At 70.1% G+C, this 14964-nt stretch carries 15 protein-coding genes; 8 read left to right on the top strand and 7 right to left on the bottom strand.

Going from position 1 to position 14964, the window contains the following annotated elements; all coding sequences use genetic code 11:
- Positions 1-140: 140 nt before the first annotated feature.
- Both B2284_RS12620 and B2284_RS12625 read right to left on the bottom strand, forming a co-directional pair.
- Entirely contained in the window at positions 141-1115 is a 975-nt protein-coding gene (locus B2284_RS12620) for an aldo/keto reductase (protein WP_136788372.1), read from the bottom strand.
- Positions 1106-2110 (bottom strand): magnesium and cobalt transport protein CorA, encoded by a 1005-nt coding sequence (locus B2284_RS12625; RefSeq protein ID WP_136788371.1) that lies wholly within the window; start codon positions 2108-2110, stop codon positions 1106-1108. The genes B2284_RS12620 and B2284_RS12625 overlap by 10 nt, the downstream gene beginning before the upstream one ends.
- Positions 2111-2189: 79 nt before the next feature.
- On the opposite strand from B2284_RS12625, the gene B2284_RS12630 reads away from it, so the two are divergent.
- From B2284_RS12630 to B2284_RS12650, 5 genes are all read left to right on the top strand, one after another.
- Positions 2190-2909: an MSMEG_4193 family putative phosphomutase gene (locus B2284_RS12630; RefSeq protein WP_131941032.1), complete on the top strand. Its 720-nt coding sequence runs from the start codon at positions 2190-2192 to the stop codon at positions 2907-2909.
- Positions 2910-2919: 10 nt separating this feature from the next.
- On the top strand, positions 2920-3447 hold the full coding sequence (locus tag B2284_RS12635; protein WP_136788370.1) for a DUF3090 family protein: 528 nt from the start codon (positions 2920-2922) through the stop codon (positions 3445-3447).
- Entirely contained in the window at positions 3444-4265 is an 822-nt protein-coding gene (locus B2284_RS12640) for an SCO1664 family protein (RefSeq protein ID WP_170957191.1), read from the top strand. The genes B2284_RS12635 and B2284_RS12640 overlap by 4 nt, the downstream gene beginning before the upstream one ends.
- A 71-nt stretch (positions 4266-4336) precedes the next feature.
- Positions 4337-5599, top strand: a complete 1263-nt coding sequence (gene mshC, locus B2284_RS12645) for a cysteine--1-D-myo-inosityl 2-amino-2-deoxy-alpha-D-glucopyranoside ligase (RefSeq protein ID WP_074039307.1) — start codon at positions 4337-4339, stop codon at positions 5597-5599.
- Positions 5596-6177, top strand: coding sequence for a hypothetical protein (locus B2284_RS12650; RefSeq protein WP_136788368.1), 582 nt, complete (start codon positions 5596-5598; stop codon positions 6175-6177). Before mshC ends, B2284_RS12650 begins: the two co-directional genes overlap by 4 nt.
- Here the strand turns inward: B2284_RS12650 and B2284_RS12655 are convergent.
- Both B2284_RS12655 and B2284_RS12660 read right to left on the bottom strand, forming a co-directional pair.
- On the bottom strand, positions 6164-6595 hold the full coding sequence (locus tag B2284_RS12655; RefSeq protein WP_170957190.1) for a hypothetical protein: 432 nt from the start codon (positions 6593-6595) through the stop codon (positions 6164-6166). The two genes, B2284_RS12650 and B2284_RS12655, sit on opposite strands and share 14 nt — an antisense overlap.
- Positions 6596-6927: 332 nt before the next feature.
- Positions 6928-7455: an Lrp/AsnC family transcriptional regulator gene (locus B2284_RS12660; RefSeq protein WP_006947262.1), complete on the bottom strand. Its 528-nt coding sequence runs from the start codon at positions 7453-7455 to the stop codon at positions 6928-6930.
- Positions 7456-7540: 85 nt separating this feature from the next.
- On the opposite strand from B2284_RS12660, the gene B2284_RS12665 reads away from it, so the two are divergent.
- The gene (locus B2284_RS12665) at positions 7541-8716 is read left to right on the top strand and encodes a trans-sulfuration enzyme family protein (protein WP_040015112.1); all 1176 of its coding nucleotides are present in this window, start codon (positions 7541-7543) and stop codon (positions 8714-8716) included.
- A 28-nt stretch (positions 8717-8744) separates the two neighbouring features.
- On the opposite strand, the gene B2284_RS12670 is transcribed toward B2284_RS12665, so the two are convergent.
- From B2284_RS12670 to B2284_RS12680, 3 genes are all read right to left on the bottom strand, one after another.
- On the bottom strand, positions 8745-8894 hold the full coding sequence (locus B2284_RS12670; protein WP_160126205.1) for a hypothetical protein: 150 nt from the start codon (positions 8892-8894) through the stop codon (positions 8745-8747).
- Entirely contained in the window at positions 8891-9100 is a 210-nt protein-coding gene (locus B2284_RS12675; RefSeq protein WP_240742491.1) for a helix-turn-helix domain-containing protein, read from the bottom strand. Before B2284_RS12675 ends, B2284_RS12670 begins: the two co-directional genes overlap by 4 nt.
- A gap of 195 nt (positions 9101-9295) precedes the next feature.
- Positions 9296-10174: a proteasome assembly chaperone family protein gene (locus B2284_RS12680; protein WP_006947266.1), complete on the bottom strand. Its 879-nt coding sequence runs from the start codon at positions 10172-10174 to the stop codon at positions 9296-9298.
- Positions 10175-10338: 164 nt separating this feature from the next.
- Between B2284_RS12680 and metH the strand changes: the two genes are divergently transcribed.
- A complete protein-coding gene (gene metH, locus B2284_RS12685) occupies positions 10339-14127 on the top strand; it encodes a methionine synthase (RefSeq protein ID WP_006947305.1) in 3789 nt (1262 codons plus the stop codon).
- 3 nt (positions 14128-14130) lie between these two features.
- Positions 14131-14883, top strand: a complete 753-nt coding sequence (locus B2284_RS12690) for an HAD family hydrolase (RefSeq protein WP_006947276.1) — start codon at positions 14131-14133, stop codon at positions 14881-14883.
- The last annotated feature ends 81 nt before the right edge of the window (positions 14884-14964 follow it).

Raw genomic sequence — 14964 nt, forward strand, 5'->3', positions numbered from 1 at the left:
GACCTCGACGATGCTGACGACGAGACGAGCGGCGACGAAAAGCACCGCTCTGCGCGCGGCCGCGGCTGAGGCGAACGCCCCATTGGGCCGAACGCTCGGCCACGGGGGCCGAGCGTTCTGACGACCAAGGCCGCCCGCCGTCAGGCGCCGGCGACCTCATCGAGCGCCACGACGATCTCGCGCGGCACGCTCAGCTCGCCGGCGCGCAGCGCGACACGCAGTTGAGCCGCGGTGCGAGAACCTGCGACGACGGCGTCGATGCCGGGCGCGTGCAACGACCAGGCGAGGGCCAGTTCGGCGGGGTGGACGCCGAGGCCGTCGGCCGCCGTCGCGAGTGATTCGACGACGGCGCGCGTCGTCTCACGCGAGGCTCCGCTCGCCACGAGATCGCCGGAGGCGCGACGCGAATCGGCCGGCGTGCCGTGGCGGTACTTGCCCGTCAGCACGCCGCGCGCGAGCCCGGCACCCGCGATGACGCCGTAGCCGCACGCCGCGGCGGCTTCGACGACGTCCGTGGCGTCGGCGCGCAGCAGGTGATGTTCGACGGCGTGCGCGACGAGGTGGACGCCGCGCGCCGCGAGCAGGTGACTGACGTCGACCGCGCGCCATGCGGGCACGTCGCTCAGGCCGACGTCGCTCGCCCGGCCCGTCGTGACGGCCCACTCGAGTGCCGAGGCGACCTCGACGCTCGGGGTGACGCCGTCGTCACCCTCGACGAGCCACAGGTCGACGTGCTCGGTGCCGAGACGCTCCAGCGTCGCATCGAGCGCGGCCATGAGGCCGGCGCGGGAGGTGTCCGGGCCCGGGGCGAAGGGGAGCGCTCCGTGACGGCCGTTGCGCGCGACGAGCTGGTACTCCTCGCGCCGGAGGCCTTCGAGGGCCTCACGCAGCCGCACCTCGGCGGCGCCCGCGTCGACGTCATTCGTCTCGAACGTGTGCCCGCCGGCAGCGAGGTAGGTGCTCGCCATCTCCTGCGCGCTCTCCGCCGTCACGCCGCGGGCCCACCCGGAAACGCCGAGCACGAACGCGCTGACACGCGTCCCGCTGCCGTTGAGCACGCGCGTCGGCACCCGCGGCGCCGCGTCACCGATGTGGCGAACCACCATCACAACCATCCAGACTTCTTGAACGCGCGCCACAGCAGCACGCCGATCGTCGCGAGCACGGCGATCATCAGGTAGTACCCGTAGTAGAACTCGTACCCACCGCCGCGGCCGCCGAAGTGCACGGACGCCTCCAGCTCCGGCACCGAGTGGAAGTTCGTGCCGTAGATGCCGGCGAGCATCGTCGGCACCGTCGCGATGGCGACCCACGCCGAAATCTTGCGCATGTCGTTGTTCTGCTGCACGCCGACCTGCGACAGGTACGCCGACAGCACGTCCGACAGCAACCGATCGTAGGTCTCGATGTGCTCGCTGACGAGTTGCAGGTGATCGAGCACGTCACGGAAGAACGGCGCGAACCCCTCGTCGACGAACGACGACGCGACGAGGCGCCGCGTCGGCTCGATGAGCGGCTGCACAGCCCACCGCGCCTCGAGCAGTTCGCGCTTCAGTTCGTAGATGTCGCTGACGTCCGTCGTCACGCTCGGCGTGAACACCTGATGCTCGATCGCGAGGACGTCGTCGCTCAGCTCCTCGTCGATGGCGAGGTACTTGTCGACGACCGCGTCCATGACCGAGTAGATGACCGCGACGGGGCCCTTCTCCAGCAGCCTCGGATCGTGCTCCAACGCGGTGCGCACCGTCTCCAGCGGCGTCGGCTCACCGCGCCTGACGGTGACGACGAAGCGGTCGCCGACGAACACCATGAGTTCGCCGGTCTCGACGTCGGACGTCGCCTCGATGTAGCGCAACGTGCGCATGACGAGGAACGCCATGCCGTCGTAGACCTCGAACTTGGGGCGTTGCCCACCGCCGAGAGCGTCCTCGACCGCGAGGGGGTGCAGGCCGAGCTCCGTGGCGATGAGCGAGAACTCGCCGGCCGTCGGATCCTTCAACCCGACCCACAGGAAGCCGTGGTCGTGCTCGCGCAGATCGGCGAGCCCGGCGTGCAGGTCGCCGCAGTCGATGCGCTTGCCGCCGCGATAGACGGCCTGGTCGATGATCACCGTCGTATTCTGCGCTACCGCGCTGCCCGCGCCGTGGCGCGACACGGGTCATGGACGGCCGGGCCGGTAGCCTGGTCGCGTGGCCACCATCATCCTGCTGCGGCACGGGCGCACGAGCGCCAACGCCTCCGGCGTCCTCGCCGGTTGGAGCCCCGACGTCCATCTCGACGAGCTGGGGCGCACCCAGGCCGACGCCGCCGCCGCGGCGATCAGCGCCTGCTGCACGCCTGAGCGCATCGTCGCCTCGCCGCTCGTGCGCTGCCAGGAGACGGCGGACGCCCTGCGCGCGGCGAGCGGCGTCGCCGTCGAGACCGACGACACCGTCGGCGAGTGCCGCTACGGCGCCTGGACGGGGCGTAAGCTCAGCGACCTCGCCGGCGAGGAGCTGTGGAAGCAGGTGCAGGAACACCCGTCGCAGGTGACGTTCCCGCCGAGCCCGCAGTTCGAGCACGAGTCGATGCTCGCCATGCAGCGACGCGCCGTCGACGCTGTGCGCGCCCTCGCGCGCGAGCTGGACGAACGCAGCAGCGACGAGCAGGGCGGCTCGGGCGTGGGCGTCGTCGTCAGCCACGGGGACGTCATCAAGTCGATGCTGTCGGACGCGCTCGGTCAGCACCTCGACGACTTCCAGCGCATCGTCCTCGCGCCCGCGTCGATGAGCGTCATCCGCTTCGTCGGCAATCGCCCCTTCGTCCTCGCGATGAACGTGACCTCCGGTGGCCTCGGCGAGGCCGTCGGTCTGGCGCGCTCGACGAGCGCCGAATCCACCGTCGGTGGCGCCACCGGCGCGACGCAGTAGGCTCACGGACATGTCTGTAGTCGAGTTCAACCAGCCCGCGCGCTTCGTGGCGGGCACCGTCGGTGAGCCGGGCTCTCGCGAGTTCTACCTGCAGGTGCGTGACGCGCGCCGCGTCGAGGGCGTCGCCATCGAGAAGCAGCAGGTGGCTCTGCTCGCCGAGCGCCTGGAAGAGCTGCTCGACGAGGTCGGCGCCGACCGCGACGAGCCGGCCGCCGCACCCGACAACGACCCGCTCGAACTGCCCGTCGACCCGCTGTTCCGCGTCGGCAGCATGAGCGTCAGCTGGAATCCGATGGAGCGCGTCTTCGCGCTCGAGTGCCACGACCTCGACGCCGAGGTGGACGAGGACGATGAGGGCGCCGCGATCACCGCCATCACGGGCCTGCGCGTCGTGCTCGCCCCGCCCGCCGCGCGCGAGTTCACGCGTCGTTCGCTCGCGCTCGTCGCGCAGGGCCGCCGTCCCTGCCCACTGTGCAACGAACCGCTCGACCCGCGCGGCCACGTCTGCCCCCGCGCGAACGGGTACCGACGCCGGTGAGCGAGACGCCCGACGTCACCTCCCGACCGCTCGAGCTCGGCGCGCCCGAACTGAGCGAGCTCGAGTGGCAGATCGAGGGTCGCCTCGTCGACGCCTCCAACGTCGTCGTGCGGTTGATGACGGCGACGGGGGAGCGCGCCGTGTTCAAACCCGTGCGCGGTGAGCAACCGTTGCGCGACTTCCGGTCGGAGACGCTCGCGCACCGCGAGGTCGCGACCTACCTCGTCGCCGCCGCGGCCGGCATGCGCTGCGTTCCGGAGACGACGTGGCACGTCGACCCGCAGCTCGGCGAGGGATCCCTGCAGCGCTGGGTCGGACCGCTCGAACCGGCCGAGCAGCACCAGGTGGCGTTGCTCGACGAGGACGAGCTGACTGACGACGTGCACGCGATCGCCGCGTTCGACACCGACGAGGGCCCCCTCGTGCTCGCTCACCACGACGGTGACCCACTACGCGACGTCGCGCTGCTGGACGTGCTGACGAACAACGCCGACCGCAAGGGTTCTCACCTCATCGAGGACACATCGGGCGGGGGAGACATGCAGCTCTACGCCATCGATCACGGCCTGACGTTCCACATCGACGACAAGCTGCGCACCGTCCTGTGGGGCTTCGCCGGTGAACCGTTGAGTGCGGCGCACGACGCGTCCCTCGCGGCGCTCCTGGCCGCGCGAGACGGGCTCGGCGCGCAGCTCAGCGCACACCTCGACGATGACGAGGTCGAGGCGTTCTTCGAGCGCGTGGCGGCGCTGCGCACCGCCGGCGTGTTTCCAGAGCCGCCGCTCGATCGCTACCCGCTGCCGTGGCCGCCGCTGTGAGAGCCCACGAGGGCCTCGCCGTGACGCGTCCGCCGGGCGGAGGCGTCGGTCGTACCCGTTAGGCTGAGGCGGTGAAATCCTGGTCTCGCCCTGCGCTCAACCCCGTCGCCTCCCCGGCTGGAGCCGACATCGACGTCCGCCTCTTCGACACGGCAGCCGGTGAGATCGTCCCGATCGATCTCGGCGAGCAGGCCGGGCTGTACGTCTGCGGCATCACGCCGTACGACGCGACGCACCTCGGCCACGCGGCCACCTACGTCACCTTCGACATCGCCCAGCGCGTCATGATCGACGCGGGCGCGCAGGTCACCTACGTGCAGAACGTCACCGACGTCGACGACCCACTGCTCGAGCGGGCCGCCCGAGACGGCGTCGACTGGCGTGAGCTCGCGACGAGCGAGATCGAGCTGTTCCACGGCGACATGGAGGCCCTCGGTGTCATCCCGCCGCAGCACTACGTCGGCGTCGTCGAGTCGATGACCTTGCATTCGACCAACGTCGCCCGGCTGCTCGAGCGCGGTCTCGCCTACACCGTCGACGTACCCGCCGCCGAGAACGCCGCTGCCGGCGCGAAGGACGTCTACCTCGACCTCGCGCAGCAGCCGACGTTCGGTTCGGTCTCGCACTGGGACCGTGAGCAGATGTTGGCCGTGTTCGCCGACCGCGGCGGCGACCCCGAGCGTGAGGGCAAGCGCGACGTCTTCGACCCGCTGCTGTGGCGCGCCGAGCGTGAGGGAGAGCCGGCGTGGGACGGCGGCCCCGGCGTCGGACGCGGCCGACCTGGCTGGCACATCGAGTGCACGTCGATCGCGCTCGAGCACCTCGGCAACGGTTTCACGCTGCAGGGCGGCGGCACCGACCTCATCTTCCCGCACCACGAGATGAGCGCCGTGCAGGCCGACGCGCTGACGGGGCAGCCGCCGTTCGCGCACCACTATGCCCACCAGGGCATGGTCGGCTACGACGGCGAGAAGATGAGCAAGAGCAAGGGCAACCTCGTCAAGGTGTCCGTGCTGCGCCGCGAGGGCGTCGACCCGATGGCGATCCGGCTCGTCCTGCTCGACCAGCACTACCGCACCGACTGGGAGTACACCGACGCGCGGCTCGACGCCGCGAAGGAGCGCCTCGCGACGTGGCGACGCGCCATCGAGGCGGATGGCGTCGACGCGACGCCCACGATCGAAGCGGTCCGCCGCGCCCTGCGCAGCGACCTCGACACGCCCGCCGCGCTCGCCGCGATCGACGCCTGGTGTGCAGCCGAGGGCGAAGAAGCCGTCGGCTCCGCACAGCAGATCCACGACGTCGTCGACGCCCTGCTCGGGGTCAAGCTGTGACCACGACGATCAGCCCGGCCAGCGCCGCGACGATGTTCGTCCTGCTCGAAGGCCCGAGCGACGTCGCGGCCGTCGCGGCCCTCATGGAGCGTGACGGGCTCGCGAGCCCGAACGTCGAACTCGTCAACCTGCAGGGCGCGACGAACGTCGGCCGTGTCCTCGGCGAGATCCGGCAGATCCGATCCGACGCCGACGTCGTCGGGCTCTGCGACGCCGCCGACACCCGCGCGTCCGAGAAGGCGCTCGCCGACGACGGGCTGCCCGTGCTCGACGCGAGCGACCTGCCCGTCTATGGCTTCTTCGTCTGCGAACCCGACCTCGAGGGGGAACTGATCCGCGCGCTCGGCGCCGAGCGCGCGAAGGCCGCCATCGAGGGCGCGGGTCTCGGCAGCAAGTTCGATGCGCTGCGCACACAGGCCGCGTGGGCCGACGAACCGCTCGCGGATCAGCTGCGCCGGTTCGCGCGCGCCGTGTCCGGTCGCAAGGAGAACGCGGCCGCTGTGCTGGCCGCGGCGCTCGGCGCCGACGAGGTACCCGAGCCGCTCGCGATGCTGCTCGACCGGATCAGGTACGCCTGAGCGCAGCTGCCTCCGGGAGCCCTTCGAGCGCGGTCATGACGTGAACGCATCGAAAGCCCAGCGCGGCTTTGCGCGCGAGGATGGCGGTGTTCGTCCCGGCGCAGTAGGTCTGGACCCATTGCGTCGCGCTCGCCTGCGGAAGTGACTGCAGGTGCTCGAGATTGACGACCTTGAGCGTCCGCGCGACGCCCGCATGACGGCAGGAACGGTCGACGAGCGTGTCGTCCTGCAACGCGATCTGCGGGGCGCGTCGCTCGCCAGCAGGATCTGCGTGTACCCGGCCGTCCGGCCGTCGAGCCAGGCGAGGGCGCGCACGAGCAGGTACCCCTCCCTCGGCGTGACGCTCGTCCCCGCGGCGGCGGGCATCGCCGTCACGCTTGCCGGGCAGGGTGAGGCCGCCGAGCGGGACGTCGGCCATCTGAGGGCCGAACCGCGTCGTCGCGCCTGCGAGCGCACCCCGACCATCACCTCAGCGGGCTCGCCTGCCTCCTGTTCGATGAGTGCGGCGCCGACGATCTCGACACCTCGTCGCGCGACGAATCCGTGCAGCAGGTGCCCCGGTTCGTGGGCGGCCACCTGCGCGCGGGCCGCCCGGTCGGTGCGCCCGCAGGGGTGCTCGCGCCCGGCCGCCAGGGCGTCGCGCAGGGTGACGTTCCAGGCGTCGATCGCGGTGGGGTCATCGACGTCGAGCGGGGTGATCGCACAGGATTCATGGCTTCATCCGACCAATCGAGCGCGACGAGGGCGACCTCACCCGAGCGGGTCGGTGCCGCGCAGCCGCTCGAAGATGAGGCTCGTCTGCGCCTGCGCGATGCCCGGCATGCCGGTGAGCCGATCGAGGACGAAGTCGCGCAGCGCGTTCGGCGACTCGGCGCACACATGGATGAGGAAGTCGTTCTCACCCGCCACGTGGTAGGCGGCGATGACGCCGGGGACGGTGACGATCGCTGCGCGGAAGGCGTCCATCTGCTCACGTCGATGCCCGGCGAACCGGACGGCGACCATCGCCTCCATGGCGCGCCCCAGCCGGGCGAGGTCGACGTCGGCGTGGACACCGGCGAGAACGCCCTGCTCGCGCAGCGTGCGCACGCGGATGCTGCACGTCGACTCGGGCAGGCCGATGCGGCGCGCCAGCTCGGCGTTCGGCATGCGTCCCTCCGCGAGGAGCAGTTCGACGATGCGACGGTCCGTGGCGTCGGGTTGCCACGACGGCCCGTAGCGGGTACGACGATTCCCCCGTTCCGCAGGGGAGCGCGGTGCACTACTCGAAGGTTTCACCGTCTGCTCGCTTCGTCGTGAGATCTCTTCAGTCAGATGGACAGCGGATGCTGTGTCCTTCCATTCTTCCTGTGTGACAGATCACATGGAATCACTCGCCACCGCCGCCGTCCACGCCGGGCGTGACGACGTCACCGCCCTCGGTGTGCACGTGCCGAGCCTCGATGCGTCGACGACGTACCCGCTGCTCAGCATCGAGCGCGGCGGCGACTCGTACGAGGTGCTCGCGACGGGCGGGCACCCCGTCGTCGACGGCTCCCTCGTGTACCAGCGCCTGTGGAACCCGAACGTCGACCGGTTCGAGCGTGCCGTCGCGCAGCTCGAGGACGCTGACGAGGCCGTCGCGTTGGCGACCGGCATGGCCGCCATCAGCGCAGTGCTACTCGCGGCCGTCGCGGCGGGCACCCCGCACGTCGTCGCCGTCCGCCCGCTGTATGGCGGCACCGATCACTTGCTCGCCACTGGCCTGCTCGGCACGCGGGTGACGTGGGCGGGCGTCGACGAGATCGCCGACGCGATCGAGGCCGACACGGGCCTGGTCGTCCTCGAGTCTCCCGGCAACCCGACGCTCGACCTCGTCGACATCGCGGCCGTCGTGCGCGCCGCGGGCGACGTGCCCGTCATGGTCGACAACACGTTCGCCACGCCCGTGCTGCAGCAGCCGCTCGCGCTCGGTGCGACGTTGAGCGTGCATTCGGCGACGAAGTTCATGGGTGGTCACGGCGACCTCATGGGCGGCGTCGTCGCGTGTGACGAGGCGTGGGCGCCGCGGCTGCGTCAGGTGCGCGCCATCACGGGGGCGCTGTTGTCGCCCTCGAACGCGTACGGGTTGCACCGTGGGCTGCAGACGCTGCCGATTCGGGTCAAGGCGCAGCAGGAAGGCGCGCGCGCCGTCGCCGAGTGGCTGCTGACGCGCGGCGAGGTGGACGCCGTCATGTGGTCGGGGTTGCCGCAGTTCGACGTCGACGGCATCGCGGCCCGTCAGATGGCCGGGCCCGGTTCGGTGCTCGCGTTCGGCATGGCCGACGGTTTCGATGCGGCCGCCGTCGTGACGTCGGCCTGCCGCCTCATCGTGCACGCCGTCTCGCTCGGGGGAGTCGACACGCTCATCCAGCACCCGGCAGCCCTGACGCACCGTCCCGTGGAGGGGGACGCGAAGCCGTCACAGTCGGTGCTGCGCCTGTCCGTGGGCCTCGAAGACCCCGCCGACCTCATCGCCGACCTCAGCCAGGCCTTCGACGCGGTGCATCAGCGCGGTTGAGCGTGTATCGCTGGGCTACCGGTGGCGGTCACCGCGCTGCGGTGGCCGCCATCGTCCGGGCCGGATGACGCGTGACGCGGCTCAGGTCCTGCACACGCCTGGCGTCAAACCCGATCTCGTCGAGGTCTTCAGCGGCACCCAGCGCCGCCGTCTGCGCGCGATCTGCGCGCGGGCTCATGCGCCGACGCCCCCGCGGGGTTCAGCACGCAGCTCCAGACCCAGCGCGTCGAGGACGGCCGTGAGCTTGTCGAGTCGCACCGTGGCCTTGTTCTGCTCGAGCGAGCGGACGAAGCGTTCGGAGACATCAGCCAGTTCGGGCAGCTCCATCTGGCCGAGGCCGAGGCTGCGCCGCCTCGCTCGCACGTCCTGAACAGGCTCATGCACCCTTCATCGGAACGATCGTGCCGTCAGAGCACTCGTCCTAGGCCGATTCGACCCGAAGCGACACGATCGTTCCGCTTTGGGGTTGAACACACTGCTCGCGCCAACACCAGCACGATCCGACGAGGACCCCTGCTGCCGTCGTCGCGAGAAACTCGGCACGATCATGCCGCTCACGCCAGCCGTTCCGACGGCCCGTCAGACCGTGTCGCCCCCAGGGCCCTGCTCCCCGCGGCGGCTGTCGCCGTCCCGCCGGCGCAGGAACTGCTCGAACTGTTCGGCGATCGCATCGCCGGAGGCCTCGGGCAGTTCGGTGACGTCCATCGAGTGCTCGAGCGTGTCGACGTAGGAGGTCATGTCGCCGTCCTGCGCGACGAGTTCGCTGACGCCACGCTCCCAGGCCCGCGCCTGCTCCTCGAGATCGCCCTCGGGCAGCGCGACGTCGAGCAGTCTCGACAACCCCTGCACCATCGTCCACGTCACCTTCGGCTGCGGGCTGCCCAGCGCGTACTGCGGCATGACGACCCACTGCGCGATCGTCGTCACATCCGAGCGCCCGAGCGCATCGATGAGAATGCCGACGATGCCCGCCGGGCCGACGTACGTCGGCGTCTTCGCGTCATACGCCTCACGCGTCGCCGGCTGCGGCGACGTCAGCGTGACAGGCAGCGGCCGCGTGTGCGGCGTGTCCCCACCGAGCGCACCGCACACCACGACGCGCGCCGGCTCGCTCGCATGGATGGCGTCGAGCAGTTCGGCGAGAAACGCCTTCCACCGGAACGACGGCTCGATGCCCTTGACGATGAGCACGTCGCCCACGGCGTCGAGTCGCGTGTGGAAGATCTCCGTCGTGCGCCAGATGACGCGGCGCTCGCCGTCGACGACGTCGATGCGCGGTTGGTTGACCTGGAAGTCGTAGTAGTCCTCCGGGTCGACGTCGGCCCACAGGCGCGCGCCGGTGGCCTTGACGAGGTGATCCATCGCGTCGAACGCGGCGCCGGTGACGTCGTTCCAGCCCTGGAAGGCGACGAGGACGGTCGGTGGGGTCGACGTGGTGAGGTCGAAGTGACGACGCACAGCGTGTCTCCTTCTGCAGGTCGTGAGAGTGGATCGGGCGCGCGGCGACGATGCGGCGAGGGCCTGACATTCCAGTATGCGGCCAACGGCGTGCACGCTCCAAGGCGGGGCGACGCCGCTCGATAGCATGATGCGACATCCACCCGCCCTCGAAGGGACGTCACGTGAGCAGCCGCTCCAAGGCAACCGACCCGACCACGACCGACCACGACGCCCGCCGCGACGCAGGCGGGGATCGCAGCGAGGAGCTGGCCGCGCTCATGCGTGAGCGAATCCTCGTCATGGACGGCGCGATGGGCACGATGATCCAGCGGCACGGGTTGAGTGAGGACGACTACCGCGGTGAGCGATTCGCCGACTGGCCGAGCGACCTCAAGGGCAACAACGACCTGCTGTCACTGACGCAGCCCGACATCATCGAGGGCATCCACCGCGAGTACCTCGAGGCCGGCGCTGACATCGTCGAGACGAACACGTTCAACGCGCAGCGCATCTCATTGGCTGATTACGACATGTCCGAGTTCGCGTACGAATTCAACGTCGAATCCGCGAAACTCGCTCGCACTGCTGCCGATTCGGTGACCACCGGGGCGCGTCCGAGGTTCGTGGCCGGCGCGATCGGCCCGACGAACCGCACGGCGTCGATCTCACCGGACGTCAACGACCCGGGCGCGCGCAACGTCAGCTTCGACGACCTCGTCGGCGCCTACCTCGAGCAGGCCCGCGGCCTGGCCGACGGCGGCGTCGACCTCATGCTCATCGAGACGATCTTTGACACGCTCAACGCGAAGGCCGCGATCTTCGCGCTGGAGCAGCTGTTCGAGGAACGCGGGCGGCGCTGGCCCGTCATCATCTCCGGCACGATCACCGACGCCTCCGGCCGCACCCTGTCGGGGCAGACGGGCGAGGCGTTCTGGAACTCGGTGCGTCACGCGCGCCCGCTCGCCGTCGGACTCAACTGCGCGCTCGGCGCCGACGAGATGCGCCCCTACGTCGCCGACCTCTCGCGCATCGCCGACTGTTTCGTCTCCTGCTACCCGAACGCCGGCCTGCCCAACGCGTTCGGCGAGTACGACGAGACACCCGAGGCGATGACGCAGACCGTCGCCGCATTCGCGGGCGACGGCCTCGTCAACCTCGTCGGCGGATGCTGCGGCACCTCGCCCGATCACATCGGGGCGATCGCCGACGCGGTCGCCGCCACGGCCCCGCGCAGCGTGCCCGACGTCGCGCCCGCCCTGCGCCTGTCCGGGCTCGAGCCGTTCACCGTCGACGAGGATTCGCTGTTCGTCAACGTCGGTGAGCGCACGAACATCACCGGTTCGGCGCGCTTCCGCAAGCTCATCAAGGACGGCGACTACGCGACGGCGCTGTCCGTCGCCCGTCAGCAGGTCGAGAACGGCGCGCAGATCATCGACGTCAACATGGACGAGGGCATGATCGACGGCGTCGCCGCGATGGATCGCTTCTGCAAGCTCATCGCCTCCGAACCCGACATCTGCCGCGTCCCGGTCATGGTCGACTCCTCGAAGTGGGAGGTCATCGAGGCCGGGCTGAAGTGCATCCAGGGCAAGTCGATCGTCAACTCGATCTCGATGAAGGAGGGCGTCGAACCGTTCATCGAGCACGCCCGGCTGTGCAAGCGCTACGGCGCGGCGATCGTCGTCATGGCGTTCGACGAGGACGGCCAGGCCGACACCCTCGAGCGGCGCAAGACGATCACGAAGCGGGCCTACGACATCCTCACCGGCCCCGACGTCGACTTCCCGGCCGAGGACATCATCTTCGACCCGAACATCTTCGCGATCGGCACGGGCATCGAGGAGCACGCCAACTACGGCGTCGACTTCATCGAGGGCACGCGATGGATCAAGGCGAACCTGCCCGGCGCCCTCGTCAGCGGTGGCGTGTCGAACGTGTCGTTCAGCTTCCGCGGCAACAACCCGGTGCGCGAGGCGATCCACGCCGTCTTCCTCTACCACGCGGTCGCCGCGGGGATGGACATGGGCATCGTCAACGCCGGCGCGCTCGTCGTCTACGACGAGATCGACCCCGAACTGCGCGAGCTGATCGAGGACGTCGTCCTCAACCGGCGCGCCGACGCGACCGAGCGGCTGCTCGAGGCCGCCGAACAGTACAACTCGAGCGGTGAGCAGGCGGAAGCGAAGACGGAACAGTGGCGCGAACTGCCGGTGCGCGAACGCATCACGCATGCGCTCGTCAAGGGCATCGACGACCACGTCGAAGCCGACACCGAGCAGATGCGCGCCGAGCTGGAGGCCGAGGGCAAGCGTCCGCTCGAGGTGATCGAGGGCCCGCTCATGGACGGCATGGGCGTCGTCGGTGACCTGTTCGGCGCCGGCAAGATGTTCCTGCCGCAGGTCGTGAAGTCGGCGCGCGTCATGAAGAAGGCCGTCGCCTACCTCATCCCGTTCATCGAGGCGGAGAAGGAAGCGAGCGGCGTCACGAGCAAGCAGACGAACGGCACCGTCGTGCTCGCCACCGTCAAGGGCGACGTGCACGACATCGGCAAGAACATCGTCGGCGTCGTGCTGCAGTGCAACAACTACGAGGTGATCGACCTCGGCGTCATGGTCGCTCCGCAGAAGATCCTCGACGCTGCGCGCGAGCACGACGCCGACATCATCGGGCTGTCGGGCCTCATCACGCCGTCGCTCGACGAGATGGTGCACCTGGCCTCTGAGATGCAGCGTCAGGGCTTCACTCAGCCGCTGCTCATCGGCGGCGCGACGACGTCGCGTGCGCACACGGCCGTCAAGATCGACGGGCGCTACGACGAGCCCGTCGTGTGGGTGAAGGACGCCTCGCGCTCGGTTCCGGTCGTCGCTGCGCTGTTGTCGACGGGGGAGCGACGCGAGGCGTTGCTCGCCGACGTCGTCGCCGACTACGACGCGTTGCGCGCCCGACACGCGGCCAAGCGCGACGAGCGTCCGTTGCTGACGCTCGACGAGGCGCGGGCCAACGTCACCGAGATGGACTGGGCTGCAGGCGTTCCCGACGCTCCGGCCCTTGCCGTCGACGGCGCCCCCGTGACGAGGGTGTTCACCGACTACCCGGTGAGCGAGCTGCGTGAGTACATCGACTGGCAGCCGTTCTTCGCCGCCTGGGAGATGAAGGGGCGCTTCCCCGACATCCTGAGCAACCCCGCGCAGGGCGAGGCGGCGCGCAAGCTGTACGACGACGCGCAGACGATGCTCGACCGCATCAGTGACGAGGGCTGGTTGCACCCGGCGGGTGTCATCGGGTTCTGGCCGGCGCAGGCCGACGGTGACGACACCGTGCTGTTCGGCGACGCGTCGCGTTCGGCCGAGGTGGCGCGCCTGCACCACCTGCGTCAGCAGGGCACGCACCGTGACGGCGTGCCGAACCGCTCGCTCGCCGACTTCGTCGCCCCTACGGGTGCGGCCGACGACTGGGTCGGTGCGTTCGCCGTGACGGCTGGGACGGAGCTGCCGGAGCGGATCCGCGCGTTCAAGGACGACCTCGACGACTACTCGGCGATCCTGCTCGAGGCCCTCGCCGACCGCCTCGCGGAGGCGTTCGCCGAGCGGCTGCACGAGCGTGTGCGTCGCGAGTTCTGGGGTTACGAGGCAGGGGAGAAGCTGTCGAACGACGAACTCATCAGGGAGCGCTACCAGGGCATCCGTCCCGCGCCCGGCTACCCGGCGTGCCCCGAGCACACCGAGAAGGACACGCTGTTCGACCTGCTCGACGTGACCGCGTCGATCGGGGTCGAACTGACCGAGTCGCGCGCGATGTGGCCCGGCGCGTCCGTGAGCGGGTGGTACTTCGCGCATCCGCAGGCGCAGTACTTCGTCGTCGGGCGGATCGGGCGCGATCAGGTCGCCGACTACGCTGAGCGCAAGGGATGGACGATGGCCGAGGCCGAGCGCCACCTGGCCCCCAACCTCGGATACGACCCGGAGGACTGACGCGTGAACCCGACGCCGCACCTGAACCATCTCGACGCCCGCCTCGACGCGCTCGACTCATCGGCGTCCTCGCGCGCGGCGCATGGTTCGCATGCCCCCCGCGCGATCCTGTGGGACATGGATGGCACCGTCATCGACACCGAGCCGTACTGGATGGAGGCCGAGCGCGGCCTGATCGAGTCGTACGGGGCGTCGTGGAGCGAGGAGCAGGCGTTCCAGCTCGTCGGCAACGCGCTGCCCGTCACGGGTCGGATGATCAAGGATCAGACGGGTATTCCGTTGACGCCGGACGAGATCGTCGACATCCTGCTCGAGCAGGTCATCGAGAAGCTGAAGCAGCACGTGCCGTGGCGCCCCGGCGCGCAGGAGCTGCTGCTCGCCGCCCACGAGGCGGGGATGCCGTGCGCGCTCGTCACGATGTCGTACGAGTCGTTCGCGCGGGTGCTCGTCGACGCGCTGCCGGCCGGGACGTTCGAGGTCGTCGTCACCGGTGACATGGTGAGCGCGGGCAAACCGGACCCGGAGGCGTACGTGCGGGCCGCGGCAGAGCTGGGCCTGCGCCCGGATCAGTGCGTCGCGATCGAGGATTCGGCGACGGGCGTGCGCTCGGCCGTCGCGGCCGGCGTCCCCACGCTCGCCGTGCCGCATCTCGTCGAGATTCCGCAGCTCGACGGCCTCGTCGTCGTCCCCGACCTCGCCGCCGTCAGCCTCGACGACCTGCCGCGTCTGGCGGAGCAAGCTCGCGCGACGCGCTGATGCTCGAGCCGGCCCGGCAGGCCGTGGCACAGGCGAATGTGACCGAAAATCGCAGATGGGTACGCCGTTCGCGAATGTGGA

Origin of the sequence: Dermacoccus sp. UBA1591, from assembly GCF_002322065.1 — a bacterium.
Taxonomy (GTDB): Bacteria; Actinomycetota; Actinomycetes; order Actinomycetales; family Dermatophilaceae; genus Dermacoccus; species Dermacoccus nishinomiyaensis.

Excerpts from the sequence above, each read along its gene's own strand:
- B2284_RS12670 (WP_160126205.1), bottom strand. The coding sequence starts at position 8,894 with ATGAGCCCGCGCGCAGATCGCGCGCAGACGGCGGCGCTGGGTGCCGCT.
- B2284_RS12635 (WP_136788370.1), top strand. The coding sequence starts at position 2,920 with ATGTCTGTAGTCGAGTTCAACCAGCCCGCGCGCTTCGTGGCGGGCACC.
- B2284_RS12665 (WP_040015112.1), top strand. The coding sequence starts at position 7,541 with ATGGAATCACTCGCCACCGCCGCCGTCCACGCCGGGCGTGACGACGTC.
- B2284_RS12655 (WP_170957190.1), bottom strand. The coding sequence starts at position 6,595 with ATGGCCGACGTCCCGCTCGGCGGCCTCACCCTGCCCGGCAAGCGTGAC.
- B2284_RS12620 (WP_136788372.1), bottom strand. The coding sequence starts at position 1,115 with ATGGTTGTGATGGTGGTTCGCCACATCGGTGACGCGGCGCCGCGGGTG.